Raw genomic sequence first — 17,016 nt, forward strand, 5'->3', positions numbered from 1 at the left:
AAGTCGGAAGGAGTTGTTTAACGGTTCACCTCTATGTGACCTCTCGGGGGGTCCATGGCAAAGTGAGTATGATGAGCGACAGCCCCGACAAGCGCAGCAACGAATGGCGCGCCATTCTTCATGTACAGGCCCGTGTCGCCGTCCTGTTCGTTCCGGTGGTGGCCAGCCTGCTGCTCGTAGCCGCGCTTGCCGGCAACGACCGCAAATCCGTTCCCGACGTCGACCGGACGGTCACCGGGTCGGTGCGATAGGCGGCAGCGAACGCCTGTTGGAAGGCCGCGCATATCGAGGGGCCGCCGACCCTCCTGCCAGGCGCTCTGCGTGCGCTATCGGCGCCTCAGCATTTGGCGCTAGCCAATGGCTACGACACTGAATGAATGGGCAAGAACGATCAAGCGCGACGTGCATGCGCTCTACCTCGCCGCGCGCGATCCCGAACGCCGTGGTGCGCCAAGGCGCTTGCAGTGTGTCGCGGGCTACGCCTTGTCGCCAATCGACCTGATCCCCGATTTCATCCCCGTGGCTGGCTATCTCGACGAGGCGATCCTGGTCCCCTTGGGCATCCTTGCCGTGGTCAGATGACGCCGCCCGAAGTCATGGCAGAACACAGGGAGGCCGCCGCCCTGGCGGTCGACAGGCCAGTGAACCGCGGCGCGGCGGTGATCATCGCCTGTATATGGGTCGCTTCGGTCGCGCTGGCGGGATGGCTGGCATCTCGATACTTCGCGGGCCGATTTGAAACCGCCTCCCCCCGTGGTTTGGGAAAAGCTCGATCGCCCTCCCGAACACCTCCTTGGGCAGCGCCTGGCTAAAGGATTTTGGTCACCAGTTTGTCCAGACGGGAGTTCTCGCGGTAAGCCAGTCGCACCACGATGGCACCCAGGACGCCCGTGATGGCCCCGCCGACAACGTCGGTCAGGTAGTGCGTCCCGATGTAGATCCTCGACCAGCAGATCAGGAATGCCGTGGCGAACAGCGCAATCGTCCGGCGCGGCAGGCCTTGCAGCGCAAAGGCGGCGACAATCGCAATGCTGGCTGTCGCGTGATCGGATGGGAACGACCAGTCGGCACTGGGCGCAATCAACAGATGCGTCACGCCGGCATCGTAGGGCCGTATCCGATGCACGAACAGAAGAATGAACTGGTTGATCGCCAGACCGAGCAAGAACGCCAGACCGGCCGACACGGCCGCGTGGCGAACATGGTAGCGGTCAACCTTTGCCCACCATTGCAGGACCACAGCCAGCACCATGAGAGGAACGCCGATTTGTGAGACGCCGATCATCGTCTTATCAAGAAAGGGGCTGATACCAGCCGCGGCATTTATCCAGTGTGTTAAAGCTACATCCATTTGGCGTGGGTTTCCGTGGTTGGTTGTGAGGTGGATTCTTGAAACCCGTCAATGAACATCGCATCCATCAGATCTTCGAAGTCGGCGTATGGCTGAAGGGCGCGCATGCCCTGATCGAATGCATCGGCGGGATTCTGCTCTATGTCGTCACGACCGATACCATTGCCTCCTGGGTCAATGCCCTCACGGCAGAGGAGTTGATCGAGGATCCGAACGATTTCATAGCTGGCCATCTGTCGCAGATGGCAAGCCATTTTTCGATCGCCAACAAGGAGTTCTATGCCTTCTACCTGCTGAGCCATGGCCTGATAAAGCTTGCCCTGGTTGTCGGGCTTTTGCGGGGCAAGCTCTGGTCGTACCCGGCATCGCTCGCGGCATTGGGCTTGTTCATGATCTACCAGGTCTACCGCTACTCATACACCCATTCATTCGGCCTGCTGGTCCTGACCGTCTTCGATGCTGTCGTCATGGTGTTGATCTGGCATGAGTGGAGGATCGTGCGACAGCACAAGCCGGCATGACCGTTGATTTTTCCCGCCTTGTCCTTGTCCCTGTTTCCTGAATGACGGCACGAGATGGGCCGACGGATCGATTGTAAAACGCTGCCGCGGTCCGGCTACGAACGCCTGATTGCAAGGAGCGCCCCTGCTTTGCCGGCGGAACCCTCGTGCCCTCTCGAACATTGTCTTACAGGACAGCTTCTGGAAGACATCATGACCCGAGCCCTCGACGTCAACGAAAACACCGAGCAAAATCCTGAGCGCCCGCCGCGACCGCAGACCAGCGATGATCTCAAGAAAAGGAAGGTCGATGGAAAGGCCTTCCAGGTGAATGAAAACAGCGTCGACAATCCGGCGCCCGCTCCGATGACGCCAAAGCGGGACTGATCGCGAGGTCGGCATTATCGGTCGAAAAAACCCGGTCGCCGGGCTTTTCTCGCCTCGGAAACTTGGCTGCCTGGCGCGGCACCTCAATAAAAGCGCGGGATCGGGCCGTTCTGCGGCGTCGTGCGGTCGCCGAGGTCGGGAAAGACCTCGTCGACATAGCACCAGCCCCAGCCTTCCGGCGGATCGTAGCCCTCGATGACGGGATGGCTGGTGGCGTGGAAATGCTTTGTCGCGTGGCGGTTGGGCGAGTCGTCGCAGCAGCCGACGTGTCCGCAGGTGCGGCAGAGCCGCAGATGCACCCACCACGAGCCGCTCTTCAGGCATTCCTCGCAGCCGAGCGCGCTCGGCGTCACGTCCTTGATCCCAGCCGCATGCTTGCATTCGTCCGCCATCACACTCTCCTTCTCGGGACCATGCTTTGAGGCGTGACGGCGGGGCTGCCGTCTCGCGCGAGATAGGCATGCAAGGCCGCGACCACCTGGGCACCTTCGCCGACGGCCGCCGCGACGCGCTTGACCGAACCGCAACGGACGTCGCCGATGGCAAACACGCCGCTACGGCTGGTTTCCATCAGGCCATGCTCGGGTCCGAGCTCCGATCCGGTGCGGATGAAACCCTTGGCGTCCAGCGCCACATTGCATTGCGCGAGCCAGTCGGTGTTCGGGTCGGCGCCTATGAACAGGAAGAGGTGGCTGATCGGGCGCGTCGTCACCTGGCCGCTGACGCGGTTGCGCCAGCGGACAGTGGCGAGATTGCCTTCCTCGCCCTCCAGCGCCTCGATTTCGGTCTGGGTCAGCACCTCGATGTTCGGTTGCGCCTTGATGCGCTCCACCAGATAGCGCGACATCGAGGCATCGAGGCTGCCGCCCCGCGCCAGCAGCGCCACCTTGCGCGCATGGCTGGCGAGGTAGACCGCCGCTTGGCCCGCCGAATTGCCGGCGCCGACCAGCGCCACCTCCTGGCCGGCGCAGAGCCGGCCTTCGATGGGCGAAGCCCAATAGTGCACCGAGGTTCCCTCGAACTGCGACAAATTGGCGACGTCGAGACGGCGGTAACGCGCGCCGCTGGCGATCACGACGCTGCGTGTGCGCACCGTCTCGCCATCGCCGACATCGAGCAGGTAACGGGCGCCTGAATTGTCGGTTGCCGCACTCAACAGCTTCGCCTCGTCCGGGATCACCATTTCGACGCCGAATTTCTGCGCCTGGTTGTAGGCGCGCGCCATCAGCGCCATACCGGTGATGCCGGTGGGGAAGCCGAGATAGTTCTCGATGCGCGAGGAGGCGCCGGCCTGTCCGCCGAAGGCCCGGCAATCGAGCACGATGGTCGACAGCCCTTCAGAAGCCGCATAGACCGCCGCCGCCAGCCCCGCCGGCCCGGCGCCGACAATGGCGACATCATACAGCGTATCGGCATCGATCGGCCTGAGCAGGCCGATGCAGCGGGCAAGATCCTTCTCGCTCGGATTCATCAGCAGCCTGCCGTTCGGACACAGCACGACGGGCAGATGGTGCGGGTCGACATCGAAGCGCTCGACCAGGGTTTTGGCGCAGGGGTCGCCGCCGGAATCGAGCACGCGGTGCGGCTGGCCGCTGCGGGCCAGGAAGCCCTGCAGCCGCAGCACGTCGGCATTGCCTGATGGTCCGATGATGATCGGCCCGCTGGTGGCGCTTTCCAAGAGCCCGACGCGGCGCAGGATGAGCGCCCGCATGATGCGCTCGCCGAGATTGGCCTCCTGCACCATCAGGTCGCGCACCCGCCGCGAGGGAATGACGAAAGCCTCGACCGGCCCGGCGGCCTCGGCATTGACCAGCGAGGGCCGGGCCGAAAGCTGCGCCAGCTCGCCGACGAAGCTGCCGGGGCCGTGGGTGACGATCGTCTCGCGCCGGCCGAGCCCATCCTGGGTGATATCGACCTTGCCCGACAGCACGACGATCAGGCCTGGCGCGACATCGCCGGCCTTGATGATGTGCTCGCCGGCCGCATAGGCGCTGGCCTCGCCGAACCGGCGCATATGGTCGATGTCGGCCTCGCTCAGCGTGGGAAAGGCCTGGTCGCGACGGGCGCCGAAGATCGCAGTGCTGGATTGAGACATGGCCGCAAGCGTAGCGAAGCCGCGGCCCGGTTTGAAGTGGTTTGTTCAGCGCCTAGCCGCGAGGGCAGGTTTTGGTTGACGGCCTCCGCCGTCCCGTTCGTTCCGGGATGATCACTGGGCGTTCAAGGATCGGTGCTGTCGACGGTGTCCGCGCCTGACAGCCAATTGTCAGGTGGATCGTGAGACATTGCTTCCGAATTGCCGCGAAGCCGATTCGCCGGCATGGAATTCAAGGTGAAACGAGCCGATGAAACAGATTGCCCTGTCACTTTTCGTGATCGCGTCTTCGGGCGCCTATGTATGGGACCAGGCAGGCAAGGGTCCTGCCGGCGACATGATCGACACGGCGGGTTCCGCCAATGCCGCCGAGGACAGTGTGGCGCAGCCCCCTGCTCCGGCCAGCCCCGCTCAAACTGATCCCATTCCAGCGCCTGCCCCCCCTTCGCCTGGGATCCGCCAGCAGAGTGTGCGGCTCGATCCTCCCGCGACCACGCCGACACCGGTCGGTGACGAAACCACCGCCGCGATCTCCACGCCCGCCCCGAAGCAGCAGGCGACAAAGCCGCCGCTCTCGGCCAGCCCTCCGCAGCTTTCCCAAGCGCCGGCACAACGGCCGGAACAGGCGCCAGTTCAACGTGTCGCCGATGCCGCGCCGCGGACAGCATCCTTCACCGTAACCCCGGCCGTCTATATCCCCATTCCCCAGCCGAGGCCGGACTATCCGCAAGCACCCGCCCGCGTCTTCAAGACCGCCATGAAGCTGGCTGTGAACCCCGGCGCCAAGCCAGCGGGGCACGGCTTTGCCGACGGCACCTACACCGGTCCTGCCGCCGATGCCTATTACGGCCTCATCCAGATTCAGGCTTCCATCCAAGGTGGCCGTCTCACGGCGCTCAAGGTGCTGAGATACCCCAATGACCGCCGCACCTCGATCAGCATCAACAGGCAGGCGCTGCCGATGCTGCGTGACGAGGCGATCAGCGCGCAGAGCGCCAATGTCGACATCATTTCGGGCGCCACGCTGACCAGCAGGGCCTTCATCCAGTCGCTTGGCGGCGCATTGAAAAAAGCAGCGTCCTGATCCATGCGCGACACGAGGATCTTGATGGGCATGCCCATCACCGTCGACATCGCCGGTGCCTCGGGCGCGACGCTTGTTGACACAGTCTTCGATTATTTCGAGCATATCGACCGCCGCTTCAGCACCTACAGGACCGACAGCGAGATTTCGGCCATCAACCGGGGTGATCTTCCGGTCCGCGACTGGAGCGCCGAAATGATGGAAGTGATGGCGCTTGCCGCACAGACGAAAAACCAGACGGACGGTTATTTCGACATCCGCAGGCCCGACGGATCGCTGGACCCCTCCGGCATCGTCAAGGGCTGGGCCATCCGCAATGCCGCCGGGATCGTTCGCCGGGCCGGCGTCGGAGATTTCTTCATCGAGGCGGGCGGCGACATCCAGTCCTGCGGTCGAAATGCTTCGGGTCTCGACTGGAGCGTCGGCATCCGCAATCCCTTCAATGCCGAAGAGATCATCAAGATCGTCTATCCGCGAGGACACGGCGTCGCCACCTCCGGCACCTATGTGCGCGGGCAGCACATCTACAATCCGCTCGGGGCCGCCGATTCGATCACCGAAATCGTCAGCCTGACCGTCATCGGCTCGGATGTGTTCGAGGCCGACCGTTTCGCCACCGCCGCCTTCGCCATGGGCCGGGAGGGCATTTTCTTTCTCGAACAGGCGCCCGGCCTCGAAGGTTACGTCGTCGACAGCAACAGTCGAGCCACGCCGACAAGCGGCTTCGGAGCTTTTTGCCAGCCATGATCAAGACCATCGACCGGCTTCTCGACCATCAGACCATGTACCGGCTGGTCCTCTATTACCTGATCGCCCTGCTGGGCACGGCCTTCGTGCTCGGCTTCCTCAAACTGGTGCCGCATGATCCAGTCATGCTCGCCTTCACCACGGGGCTGATGCTGGCCGCCTGCTGGATCACCAACAGGGTTTTTGCCGCCGTCTTCAAGGTTCCGGCCAACAACGAGTCGGTCTACATCACCGCCCTCATCCTGGCGCTCATCCTCGATCCGGTGGCCGCCACGGACCTCAAGGGGATATGCGCGGTGGCGTTCGCCTGCGTCTGGGCGATTTCATCCAAGTTCATCCTCGCCATCGGCGGGAAACACGTCTTCAATCCCGCGGCGCTGGGCGTGGCGCTGACCGCGCTGCTGCTCGACCAGCCGGCCACCTGGTGGGTCGGCGGCAATTTGCCATTGCTTCCCGTCGTGCTCTTCGGCGGCTTCCTGATGGTGCGCAAGCTGCGCCGGCTCGATCTGGTCGCCACCTTCGGTGTCGTCGCGCTGGCGACGATCCTGGCAACCACCGAGCCGTCGCGATACGCCGCCGCGCTGACGGAGACGCTGGGCTCGTCGCCGCTGCTGTTCTTCGCCTTCGTGATGCTGACCGAGCCGCTGACCGCGCCGACGACACGGTGGCCGCGCATCGCCTTCGCCGCCATCGTCGGCTTCCTGTTCGCGCCCAACATCCATGTCGGCTCGTTCTATTTCACGCCGGAACTGGCGCTTCTGACCGGCAATCTGTTTGCCTACGCCGTGAGCCCGAGAGGACGCTTCGTGCTGACGCTCGAGCGCATCGAGCAATCGGCCGTCGACAGCTATGATTTCATCTTCAGGTCACCACGAAAGCTTGCCTTCGAGGCTGGACAGTATCTGGAATGGACACTTGGGCTCGACCGATCGGACAATCGCGGCAACCGCCGCTATTTCACGGTGGCCTCGGCGCCCACGGAGCAGTCCATACGGCTTGGCGTCAAGTTCTACCCGCAATCGAGCGCCTTCAAGCGAATGCTGGGCACAATGAAGCCGGGCAGCACGATCCACGCCTCCCAGCTGGCCGGCGACTTCACCTTGCCGGCCAATCCCCAACCAAGATTGCCTTCCTGGCCGGCGGCATCGGCATCACGCCATTCCGCTCGATGCTGCAATATCTTATCGACAGCCATGAAAGGCGGCCGATCGTCGTCCTCTATGGAGCCGAGACCCAGCAGGACATCGCCTATCGCGATGTGCTCGGCGCGGCGAAACGGGAACTGGGCATAAGGACGGTGCTTGCCGTAGCCCGGGGGGCCGAGCGGGGCCAGTATCCCGGCTATATCGACGCGCGCCTGGTGCGCCTGGCCATCCCCGACTATCTGGAGCGGACCTTCTACATTTCCGGCCCCCAGGCCATGGTCAAGGCGCTGCGCCACATGCTGCTGGGCATGGGTGTTCGGCGCTCGAAGATAAAGGTCGACTATTTCCCAGGCTTTGCCTGAGCGTCGATCAACCGTGCCGGGGCAGGGTGATGGTCACGACCAGGCCGGGATCGGCGTTGGTCATCGTCAGCCGTCCGCCATAGGCTTCGACAATGTCCGAGACGATGGCCAGGCCCAGCCCGCTGCTGCCGCCCTTGCTGTCCAACTGCACCCCGCGTGACAGGGCGGATTCCCGGTCCGCATCGGGGATGCCAGGGCCGTCGTCGGCGACCGCGATGGACACCTCGCCGCCGGTTGCCCACGCATTGACCTTGACCGAGGATCTTGCGAAGCGCGCCGCGTTCTCCACCAGATTGCCGAGGATTTCCGAAAGGTCGCCCTCGTCGACCGGCGCCATGAAATCCTCCGCGACGTCGATCAGGAACGAGAGCTGCTTGCCGCCCGGCGTGCGCTTGATGACGGCTATGACGCCGGCCGCGGCTTCCCTGACACGGCACGATGCCTTGCCGGAAACGCCGGGCGCCAGACGGGCGCGCGCGAGTTCGCGCTCGACATGACGCCGGATCGCTCCGGCGCTCTTCTCGATCTCGTCGGCCAGCTCGGTTTCGCCCTTCCCGCGCAGCGCGCGGATGTCGGCCGACAGCACCTGCAGCGGCGTCTTGAGGCCATGCGCCAGGTCGGTGGCGCGCGACCGGGCGCGCGCAAGGGCCTTCTCCTGCGCATCGAGGAGGCGGTTGATTTCGTCGGCGAGCGGCTGCACCTCGCTCGGCGCCGCCACGTCCAGTCGTGCCGTCCGCTGCGCGATCACGTTTCGGACGGCGACCCGCAGGCTTTCCAGCGGCGCGAGGCCGACGGTGATCTGGACGAAGAAGGCCACCATGAGGGCGGCGGCGAGCAGGATGAGCGCCGGGACGAGATCGCGTACATATTCGCGCACCGACACCGTGACGCTGCTATGATCTTCCGCCACGATGGCGCGAAACGACCGGCCGTCGGCATCGGTTATGGTGCGCACGACGGCTACGGTGAGTTCGCCGCCAGGCCCCTTGAGCTCCTCGATCGTTTTCAGTTCGCCGCTCGCGCCTTGGCCGGGCAACGCAAGCGTTGCGTCCCACAACGAACGCGAGCGCACCAGGCTATGGCTGGCCAGGTCTTCCACCTGCCAGTAATGACCCGACAGCGGATTGGTGAAGCGCGGGTCCGTCAGGCCCGGGGCGACCGAAAGCTGGCCGTTGGCCGCGAAGCTGGTCGCGCCGATCAGCTCATTGAGATCGGCGGTCAGTTCGCCGACGATACGCCTCTCGACATTCAGCTCGAACAGATAGCGCAGTCCGACCCCGGCGATGGCAAGGGCGACGAGAATCGAAATGGTGGCCGCCGACCAGAGCCTGAAGCGGATCGAATTGCCCATCAGGACGGCTCGTCGGGTACGAAATATCCGAACCCGCGCCGAGTCTCGATGACGTCGTTGCCGAGCTTGCGCCGCAGACGCGCGACGATGACCTCGATTGTGTTCGGATCGCGATCATTGCCGGAATCGTAGAGATGCTCGGCGAGTTCTGTCGGCGCGACCACGCGCCCGGCATGATGCATCAGGAACGCCATCAGCCGATATTCCAGCGGTGACAGTGCGACGGGAACGCCGCGCAGCGAAAGGCGCATCTGGCGCGTGTCGAGGACCAGCGGTCCGGATTTCAGCACCGGTGCCGCCTGGCCTGTCGAACGGCGAAGGATCGCGCGCAGCCGCGCCAGCAGCTCGTCCATTTCGAACGGCTTGGGCAGGTAATCGTCGGCGCCCGCGTTGATGCCTTCGACGCGCTCGGTCCAAAGGCCCCGTGCCGTCAGGATCAGGACGGGAAAGCGGCGCATGTTGGCCCGCCAGCGCTTCAGCACGGTCAGGCCATCGAGTTTCGGCAATCCGAGATCCAGGATCGCCGCGTCGTAATTCTCGACGTCGCCCGCGAACCACGCGGCCTCTCCGTCGCGCACGGTATCGACGGCCATCCCCGCGGCCTTGAGCACCGCCGCGATGTCGCTCGCGATGCGCGGCTCGTCTTCGGCAAGGAGTATCTTCATCAATCACCGCCCCTGTCGCGCATCAGCACACCGGCGCCGGCGTCGACGTCGACGATCCGGCGGCGACCGTCGGGGGCGACGACCTGGAAGCGATAGACCCAGCGGTCGCCCATCCGGATGAAATCGACAGCCACGATGTCGCCGGGAGCATCGGCGTGAACCACGCCCAGGATATTGGCCAAGCCCTTTATTTCGCCACGCTCGTAAAGGTCCCGCGCCCGGTCGTGATCACCGTCGTCATCCTCGTCCGCGCGGGCGTGGAACGGTCGAAGCAGGACAAGCCCGACCAGGCTCGCCGTCGCCAAGTGTTTCAGTATCGGTTTCATCCAAGGGCCATGCAGCAGACCTTGTGTTTCAATCCGGCTCGTCATCCGGCCAGTCTCCTGGTCCGCAAGCACGACAAAGGGCATCGGCCTGCCGACGTTTGCCCCGCGATCAGGGGCCGCTTGTCCCCGGCAGCATACGCTTGAGTACGTCGTCCCTGCGGACATAGTGATGCCAGAGCGCAGCCGCCGCATGCAGACCGGCAAGGATAAGGATCAGATTGGCGCAGAGGCTGTGCAGTTCCCTTATGGTTCGGGCCGTGCCGCTGTCCGCGGAGACCGGAGCCGGGATGGTGAAGAGGCCGAAGAAGCTCAAGGCGTCGCCCCTGTACCAGGTCACCAGGATGCCAAGGACCGGAATGGCGACAAGCAGCGCGTAGAGCACGAGATGCGCGACCTTGGCCACCCATCGTTCCAGCTCCGACATTTCCCGCGGCAGCCCCGGGGTTCCCAAGAACAGGCGCAGGCCGATGCGGATGACGACCAGCGCGAACAGCAGCATCCCGAACGAGATATGGAACCACCAGACGAGTGCCCGGCCGGGGTCGTTGCGTGGAAAGATATCCGCGACGTAAGTCAGGCCGTAAAGGCCGATAACCAGCAGAAACACGGCCCAATGAATGGCCTTCTGTGCGCTTGTATAGGTGGGATTCATGCAGGACTGTCCAATTTCGAATGTTTCCAAACTAGCCGCGATCATGTCAAAGCTTTGTCGGGGCGGTCCCTTCGATGGCAATCGAGGAGGCCGTGACGGTTCCCCCGACGAGAGCGGTTCTGGAACCGGACTTTGGCGATCGTGATGCAGTGGGACATTGGCTGGAGGAACCTGTCAATTCGCTGACAGTCGAACATCGGACAACGTCGAGATGACGGACAAAGAAAAAGCCCGGACGAACCGGGCTTTTTCTTTTGGGTTTCTGAACCATCGAACGGTTCGAAACGGGAATTTGGTGCCCAGAAGAGGACTCGAACCTCCACTCCTTGCGGAACACGGACCTGAACCGTGCGCGTCTACCAATTCCGCCATCTGGGCTGGTGCGGGCTCATGTAAGCGGGCAAGCGATGGCTGTCAACGCGCTTTTTGGACCATGCCGCCGAAAGCTGGAAACACGGCTTCGGCAAAAGCGCTTGTCCAGCCGGGGCGGCAGTCTCCGCTTGCCGGCTCAGGACCCTCAGCCCTCCAACACTTCCTTCGACGCCACGGTCGAGTCGGCGTTGAGCTGATAGATGACAGGCACGCCGGTACCGAGTTCCAGCTTGACGATCTCCTCGCCCGACTTGCCGTCCAGCGCCATGATCAGCGCGCGCAGCGAATTGCCGTGCGCGGCGACCAGCACGGTGCCGCCGCGCAGCACGTGCGGCTGCAGATCGTGCAGGTAGTAGGGCCAGACGCGGGCGCCGGTGTCCTTAAGGCTTTCGCCGCCGGGCGGCGGCACGTCATAGGAGCGGCGCCAGACATGCACCTGCTCCTCGCCCCATTTCTTGCGGGCATCGTCCTTGTTGAGGCCGGAAAGGTCGCCATAGTCGCGCTCGTTGAGCGCCTGGTCGCGGATCGTCTTGAGATCGCTCTGACCGACGGCGTCGAGAATGTGCTGGCAGGTCTTTTGCGCCCGGCTCAGCGCCGAGGTGAAGGCGATGTCGAACTTCAGGCCGCGCGCCTTGAGTTTCTGACCGGCGGCCTTGGCCTCGGCGTGGCCCTGCTCGGTCAGGTCAACGTCACGCCAGCCGGTGAACAGGTTTTTCAAATTCCATTCGCTCTGGCCATGGCGCACGAGCACGAGGGTTCTCGACATGTTTGCTCCCTTCAGATTGGCAAATTTGGCAGATTGGCCGCTTCAGCTCAGGCCGAGCACGTCCCGCATCGAATAGAGTCCTGGCTTCTTGCCACGGGCCCACAGCGCCGCCTTGACGGCGCCGCGCGCGAAGATGGCGCGGTCCTCGGCATGGTGGGACAGCGTGATGCGCTCGCCGGTGCCGGCGAGGATCACGCTGTGGTCGCCGACCACCGAGCCGCCGCGCAGCGTGGCAAAGCCGATCGTGCCTTGCTTTCGCACGCCCGTATGGCCGTCGCGTGAACGCACGTCATTGCCCGCAAGCGCGATACCGCGCCCGGCAGCGGCGGCTTCACCCAGCAGCAATGCCGTGCCCGAGGGCGCGTCGACCTTGTGCTTGTGGTGCATTTCCAAAATCTCGATGTCGAAATCGTCGGCCTCAAGCGCGCGCGCCGCCTGCTCGACCAGCACCGCCAGGAGATTGACGCCGAGGCTCATATTGCCCGACTTGACGATCGTCGCGTGGCGCGCCGCGGCAGCGATCCTGGCATTGTCGTCGGCCGAACAGCCGGTCGTGCCGATGACATGGACGATGCGCGCCTGTGCCGCGTAGCCGGCGAATTCGACCGTCGAGCCCGGCGTGGTGAAGTCGAGCACGCCGTCGGCCTTGGCGAAAACCGGCAGCGGATCGTCTGATATCGGCACGTTGATGATGCCGATGCCTGCGAGCTCACCGGCATCCTTGCCCAGATGAGGCGAATCCGCGCGCTCGACGGCGCCGATGACGCGGGCGCCCGGAATGGTGTGGATGGCGCGGATCAGTGTCTGGCCCATGCGGCCAGCGGCCCCCACCACCACAAGGCCCATATCGCTTGCCGGCTTGCCGGTTGCCGATGTCTCGCTCATGCCGTGCTCCGGGCGATGTTCCGGGTTTCGATGTCCTCAACCGAAGTCTGGATCGATACGCTGTCGTCGACAAGCCCCAACCCCTTCTTGCCCTGGATGCGGTGGAAGCGGGCATAGACGCTGTCCGGGTCCGCCATCAGCGTCGCATGGGTGCCTTCCTCGACCAGCCGTCCCTCTTCCAGCACGATGATGTGGTCGGCGTTGACCACCGTCGACAGCCGATGCGCGATGACGATCGTCGTGCGGCCTTGCATGACATGGGTCAGGGCCTCCTGGACGCGCGCCTCCGCCTCGTTGTCGAGCGCCGAGGTCGCCTCGTCGAGCAGCAGGATCGGTGCCTGCCGCACGATGGCGCGGGCGATCGAGACGCGCTGGCGCTGGCCGCCGGAAAGCGTCGAGCCGCCTTCGCCGACCGGCGTGTCGTAGCCTTGCGGCTGCTGGCGGATGAATTCATCGGCTGCCGCCTGTTTCGCCGCCTGCTCGATCTCGGCGTCCGTGGCCGACAGCCGGCCGTAGCGGATGTTGTCGCGGATCGTGCCCTCGAACAGATACGGCGCCTGCGCCACATAGGCGATCGACTGCCGCAGCGAATGCTTGGTCACCTTCGAGATGTCCTGGCCATCGACCTCGATGCGGCCCTGATCGACGTCGTAGAAGCGCTGCAGGAGCGCCACCAGCGTCGATTTGCCGGCGCCCGACGCACCGACGACCGCCGTCACCTTGCCGGCGGCGGCGGTAAAGCTCAGATCCCTCAGCACCGGCATGTCGGCGCCGTAGCCGAACGTCACATTGTCGAAACGCACCTCGCCGGTGGTGATCCTGGCCTCGACGGCATCGGGCGCGTCACCTTGCTTCGGCTCGAGGTCGAGCAACTCGTAGATCATGCGCGCGTTGACCAGCGCGCGTTCCATGCCCACCTGCGTGCGCGCCAGGCGTCTTGCCGGGTCGTAGGCCATGATCAGCGCGGTGATGAAGGAGAAGACCGCGCCCGGCGGTTGCCCAAGCACCAGCGCCCGGTAGCCGGAATAGGCCAGCACGGCGGTAATGGCGAGACCGCCCAGAATCTCGGAAATCGGCGACAACCGCTCCGAGACGCGGGCGATCTTGTTGTTACGCTGCTCGGCGGTATCGGCCATGATGCCGATGCGGCGCGCCAGCTCCTCCTCCAGGGTGAAGGCCTTGACGATGGCGATGCCTTGCGTCGCCTCCTGCACGGACCCGTTCAACCGCGAATTGATCAGCACGGATTCCCGGTTGATACGCCGCAGCCGGCGGGTGATGTAGACAACGGCCCAGATCAGCGGCGGCCCGATCAGCAGCGAGCTGAGCGACAACACCGGGTCCTGGTAGATCATCACGCCGACGAGGGCGACCAGCGTGACCGCGTCGCGGCTGATGGAGGTCAGCGTCAGCGACAGCAGATCGCGAACGCCGCCGACATTCTCGTTGACCTGTGCCGCCAGCCGGCCGGAACGCGTATCGTTGAAGAAGTCGACGCCGAGCTTCATCAGATGGTCGAAGCTGCGCTTCTGGTAGCGCGCGACCAGGTTGTTGCCGATCTTGGCCAGCGCCACGGCCTGACCGTAACCGGCGAAGCCGCGCAGCAGGGAGGCTCCCATGAAACCGGCGCAGATCCAGACGATCATGTCGCCGCGCCGTTCGTAGAAGATCTGGTTGATCATCGGGGCCATGATCCACGCCGTGAAGGCCGTGGTGCCGGAAACAATCAGCAAGCAGGTGACGGCGACGACATAGGACCAGCGATGATCGCGGCCGTTTTCGGAGAGGATGCGGCGCAGCACCGCGTTGACCTCGCCAACGCTGGCTTTCTGCTTGTTTGGAGCTTGAAGTGTCAAATCGGGAGCTTCGTGGGTTTTCCGCCTGGGACCGGGCTGCAATTCGGCACTCCTCTTAGCGCCATGCGGCCGGCTTGCCTATGCCCGCGGCTGATTAACTTCGTCGCGGGTCCCCGACGCTTCGCGCCGGGGCTTCAGGCCTGCCAGCGCCGGCCCGCCGTCTGGACGCCGAACAGCGACGGGTTCCTGGCATAGGCGGCGAGGCCGAGAAGGGCCGCCAGCGGATGGGTGATGACATAGACGGGCATGGTGCGCATCAGCGCGCTGTGCGGCGCCTTGTCCTCGAAGGCGGCGCGGAAATTGCCCTCCTTCAGCGCCGGCACGATCTTCTGCGCGATGCCGCCGGTCAAGAACACGCCGCCACGGCTCATGAACACCAGGGCAAGGTCGCCGGCGGTGCGCCCGAGGCAAGTGACGAAGGTTTCCAGCGCTTCCTGCGCCACCGGATCGGTCTTGGCCAAGGCGGCGCCGGTGATCTCGGCCGGCGTGGTGAAGGGCGACGGCTTGCCGTCCGCCTTGGCGACAGCCCGGTAGACATTGACGAGGCCGCGCCCGCACAGGATCTGCTCGCCGGAAATGCGGCCCTCGAGCTTCTCGATATGCGGGAAAACCTCGAAATCGCGCGGCGTGCGCGGACCGATGTCCATGTGGCCGCCCTCGCCGGGCACAGGAATCCAGTGGTGCAAGGCATGGACCAGCCCTGCCACGCCGAGCCCGGTTCCGGGGCCGAGCACGACGCGGCCGGCATTGGGCTCAGGCGTGCCGCCGCCGATCTTTTCCATATGCTCTTCGCCAAGCGCCACGACGGCCAGCGCCTGCGCCTCGAAATCGTTGAGCACGACGATGTCGCTCAAGCCGAGATTGGCGAACATCTGCTTCGGCTTGACGACCCACGGGCAATTGGTGAGCTCGATCTCGTCGCCGTCGACCGGGCCGGCCACCGCCAGTACCGCCGAATTGGGGCGGACCGACGAGCGGTCGAGCACCGCCGCCTGGATCGCCTCGTCGATCGTGTTGAAATTGGCGGTCTGGACGATCTGCGGCTCGGTCGGCTCGGAATTGGCGTCGAGCACGATCGAAAAGCGCGCATTGGTGCCGCCAATGTCGCCGATCAGGATCGGAAACCGCAACGACGTGTCGGTATCGCTTACGCTTGGCATGCTCTCGTCCGTCCCCGGCGCCCCCTGACGGCGTCTCGCCGTTCCTCCGTTGACTAGCGCATGAGTTTGAAAAGGGAAACGGTTTTCGAAGCCCTCCGCGCCCGGAGAGGGGTTCTGCGGCCAAACGGCCACTATTTCCCGAAAACAGCTCGCTAAACCGATTGAGCCGACCGGTGGCGCAGAGGCAATCAGTTCGCCGGCGGCCGTGGCCGCGGCACCGGCGCGCCCATTCTGGGCGTCGCGGCGAAAGCATTTGCCGCGCCTGGCAAATCGTCACCACCACTGGCCGTGGCGGCAGGCTGCGGCGGCGCTTCCGGCTCGGGCGCGGCGACCGCGATCGGCACGGCGCCGCCATGATAGGTTGCCGCCTCGGCCGAGTCCGGGCCTGGCGCGTCGAGCACGGCGCGGCATTCCTTGGGCAGGTTGGCCATCGTCATCACGTCTCGGGCCTTCGGCGCGTCGGGGTTCTTGTTGGGCCGCCACGGCTCCTCGGTGAACCACCAGGCCAGCGGCTTGCCACAGCCGTCATCATCCGGCGTCGCCTCCTGCGCCTTGCAGTTGGGCGAGCCCGGCTGGCAGCCGATGCGCATGTGGAAATGATAGTCGTGGCCCCAGAACGGCCGGATCTTGCGCAGCCAGCTACGGTCGCCCCTGACGGTGTCGCAGAGCTTTTTCTTGATGCCGGGATTGACCAGGATGCGTTCCACCTCGGGATAGCTCGCCGCCCGTTTCAGAAGTGCGGTGTGCTGTGGCGTCCACAGCGCGTCCTTCACCAGATGTGTCTTCTCGTCGACCATCAGGGTGGCGCTCATCGATTCGCGCTGCGCCCTGGTCATGGTGCGGCCAGGCATCGGCGTCAGCCAGATGTCGGCATCGAGCCCGATCTGGTGCGAGGCATGGCCTGTCATCATCGGGCCGCCACGCGGCTGCGAAATGTCGCCGATCAGAAGGCCCGGCCAGCCGTCGGCGGCGGCGTCGCGCGACAGTTTCTCGATCAGAGCGATCATCGCCGGATGGCCCCAGCGGCGGTTGCGCGACGGGCGCATCACCTGCCAGGTCGGGCCGTCCATGGGGATGGCGACGCCGCCGGCAAAACAGCCCTTGGAATAGAAGCCGATCGACTGCGCCGCGGTAGCGGTCGGCAGTTTTTCCGCGCCGAACAGGTCCTTTGCCCGTTCCTCGGCGCTTACAGGCTGCACGGCGAGGCCAAGCAAACCGAGCACCGCTGCCAGCAGTGATTTCTTGCCAAGCCGCATCGCTGTCTTCATGAAACCGGATCCCCACCGCAATCCCAGGCCGAATCATAGCACGCCGC

General features: G+C 64.7%; 19 protein-coding genes, 1 tRNA gene and 1 pseudogene. 8 read left to right on the top strand and 13 right to left on the bottom strand.

Annotated elements, in window-relative coordinates; all coding sequences use genetic code 11:
* Positions 1–71: 71 nt before the first annotated feature.
* Positions 72–251 (top strand): hypothetical protein, encoded by a 180-nt coding sequence (locus tag QQK95_RS20505; RefSeq protein ID WP_284276047.1) that lies wholly within the window; start codon positions 72–74, stop codon positions 249–251.
* 106 nt (positions 252–357) lie between these two features.
* Positions 358–725 (top strand): annotated as a pseudogene (locus QQK95_RS20510) (YkvA family protein); the annotation flags it as partial.
* Between the two features lie 83 nt (positions 726–808).
* On the opposite strand, the gene QQK95_RS20515 reads toward QQK95_RS20510, so the two are convergent.
* A complete protein-coding gene (locus QQK95_RS20515) occupies positions 809–1,351 on the bottom strand; it encodes a phosphatase PAP2 family protein (RefSeq protein WP_284276049.1) in 543 nt (180 codons plus the stop codon).
* Positions 1,352–1,389: 38 nt separating this feature from the next.
* On the opposite strand from QQK95_RS20515, the gene QQK95_RS20520 reads away from it, so the two are divergent.
* On the top strand, positions 1,390–1,872 hold the full coding sequence (locus QQK95_RS20520; RefSeq protein ID WP_284276051.1) for a DUF2127 domain-containing protein: 483 nt from the start codon (positions 1,390–1,392) through the stop codon (positions 1,870–1,872).
* A 54-nt stretch (positions 1,873–1,926) separates the two neighbouring features.
* Positions 1,927–2,238: a hypothetical protein gene (locus QQK95_RS20525; RefSeq protein ID WP_284276053.1), complete on the top strand. Its 312-nt coding sequence runs from the start codon at positions 1,927–1,929 to the stop codon at positions 2,236–2,238.
* A gap of 83 nt (positions 2,239–2,321) precedes the next feature.
* Here the strand turns inward: QQK95_RS20525 and QQK95_RS20530 are convergent, their stop codons facing one another.
* Both QQK95_RS20530 and QQK95_RS20535 read right to left on the bottom strand, forming a co-directional pair.
* Complete coding sequence (locus tag QQK95_RS20530) at positions 2,322–2,630, bottom strand: UBP-type zinc finger domain-containing protein (protein WP_284276054.1); 309 nt, start codon at positions 2,628–2,630, stop codon at positions 2,322–2,324.
* A complete protein-coding gene (locus QQK95_RS20535; protein WP_284276056.1) occupies positions 2,630–4,333 on the bottom strand; it encodes an FAD-dependent oxidoreductase in 1,704 nt (567 codons plus the stop codon). The genes QQK95_RS20530 and QQK95_RS20535 overlap by 1 nt, the downstream gene beginning before the upstream one ends.
* A 247-nt stretch (positions 4,334–4,580) precedes the next feature.
* Between QQK95_RS20535 and QQK95_RS20540 the strand changes: the two genes are divergently transcribed.
* From QQK95_RS20540 to QQK95_RS20555, 4 genes are read left to right on the top strand one after another with little or no spacing between them, the layout of a single operon-like run.
* Positions 4,581–5,414 (top strand): FMN-binding protein, encoded by an 834-nt coding sequence (locus QQK95_RS20540; protein WP_284276058.1) that lies wholly within the window; start codon positions 4,581–4,583, stop codon positions 5,412–5,414.
* Positions 5,415–5,438: 24 nt separating this feature from the next.
* A complete protein-coding gene (locus tag QQK95_RS20545) occupies positions 5,439–6,161 on the top strand; it encodes an FAD:protein FMN transferase (RefSeq protein ID WP_284276060.1) in 723 nt (240 codons plus the stop codon).
* Positions 6,158–7,453 carry an RnfABCDGE type electron transport complex subunit D gene (locus QQK95_RS20550; protein ID WP_284276062.1) on the top strand — a complete coding sequence of 432 codons (1,296 nt, stop codon included), beginning with the start codon at positions 6,158–6,160 and terminating at the stop codon, positions 7,451–7,453. Before QQK95_RS20545 ends, QQK95_RS20550 begins: the two co-directional genes overlap by 4 nt.
* Positions 7,345–7,668, top strand: a complete 324-nt coding sequence (locus QQK95_RS20555) for a hypothetical protein (protein WP_284276247.1) — start codon at positions 7,345–7,347, stop codon at positions 7,666–7,668. The genes QQK95_RS20550 and QQK95_RS20555 overlap by 109 nt, the downstream gene beginning before the upstream one ends.
* 7 nt (positions 7,669–7,675) lie before the next feature.
* On the opposite strand, the gene QQK95_RS20560 is transcribed toward QQK95_RS20555, so the two are convergent.
* From QQK95_RS20560 to mepA, 10 genes are all read right to left on the bottom strand, one after another.
* The gene (locus tag QQK95_RS20560) at positions 7,676–9,019 is read right to left on the bottom strand and encodes a sensor histidine kinase (RefSeq protein WP_284276064.1); all 1,344 of its coding nucleotides are present in this window, start codon (positions 9,017–9,019) and stop codon (positions 7,676–7,678) included.
* Entirely contained in the window at positions 9,019–9,684 is a 666-nt protein-coding gene (locus QQK95_RS20565) for a response regulator transcription factor (RefSeq protein ID WP_284276066.1), read from the bottom strand. The genes QQK95_RS20560 and QQK95_RS20565 overlap by 1 nt, the downstream gene beginning before the upstream one ends.
* On the bottom strand, positions 9,684–10,094 hold the full coding sequence (locus QQK95_RS20570; protein WP_284276068.1) for a PepSY domain-containing protein: 411 nt from the start codon (positions 10,092–10,094) through the stop codon (positions 9,684–9,686). The genes QQK95_RS20565 and QQK95_RS20570 overlap by 1 nt, the downstream gene beginning before the upstream one ends.
* Before the next feature lie 25 nt (positions 10,095–10,119).
* Entirely contained in the window at positions 10,120–10,662 is a 543-nt protein-coding gene (locus QQK95_RS20575; RefSeq protein WP_284276070.1) for a cytochrome b, read from the bottom strand.
* Between the two features lie 293 nt (positions 10,663–10,955).
* A tRNA-Leu gene (locus QQK95_RS20580) sits at positions 10,956–11,040 on the bottom strand.
* 139 nt (positions 11,041–11,179) lie between these two features.
* The gene (locus QQK95_RS20585; RefSeq protein ID WP_284276072.1) at positions 11,180–11,800 is read right to left on the bottom strand and encodes a 2,3-bisphosphoglycerate-dependent phosphoglycerate mutase; all 621 of its coding nucleotides are present in this window, start codon (positions 11,798–11,800) and stop codon (positions 11,180–11,182) included.
* A gap of 42 nt (positions 11,801–11,842) precedes the next feature.
* Entirely contained in the window at positions 11,843–12,685 is an 843-nt protein-coding gene (gene dapB, locus QQK95_RS20590) for a 4-hydroxy-tetrahydrodipicolinate reductase (RefSeq protein ID WP_284276074.1), read from the bottom strand.
* Positions 12,682–14,541, bottom strand: a complete 1,860-nt coding sequence (locus tag QQK95_RS20595; protein ID WP_284276076.1) for an ABC transporter ATP-binding protein — start codon at positions 14,539–14,541, stop codon at positions 12,682–12,684. The genes dapB and QQK95_RS20595 overlap by 4 nt, the downstream gene beginning before the upstream one ends.
* A 134-nt stretch (positions 14,542–14,675) precedes the next feature.
* A complete protein-coding gene (locus QQK95_RS20600; protein WP_284276078.1) occupies positions 14,676–15,701 on the bottom strand; it encodes a glucokinase in 1,026 nt (341 codons plus the stop codon).
* Positions 15,702–15,889: 188 nt separating this feature from the next.
* The gene (gene mepA, locus QQK95_RS20605) at positions 15,890–16,969 is read right to left on the bottom strand and encodes a penicillin-insensitive murein endopeptidase (protein ID WP_284276080.1); all 1,080 of its coding nucleotides are present in this window, start codon (positions 16,967–16,969) and stop codon (positions 15,890–15,892) included.
* Positions 16,970–17,016 lie beyond the last annotated feature (47 nt).

Origin of the sequence: Mesorhizobium huakuii (assembly GCF_030160235.1) — a bacterium.
Lineage (GTDB): Bacteria > Pseudomonadota > Alphaproteobacteria > Rhizobiales > Rhizobiaceae > Mesorhizobium > Mesorhizobium huakuii.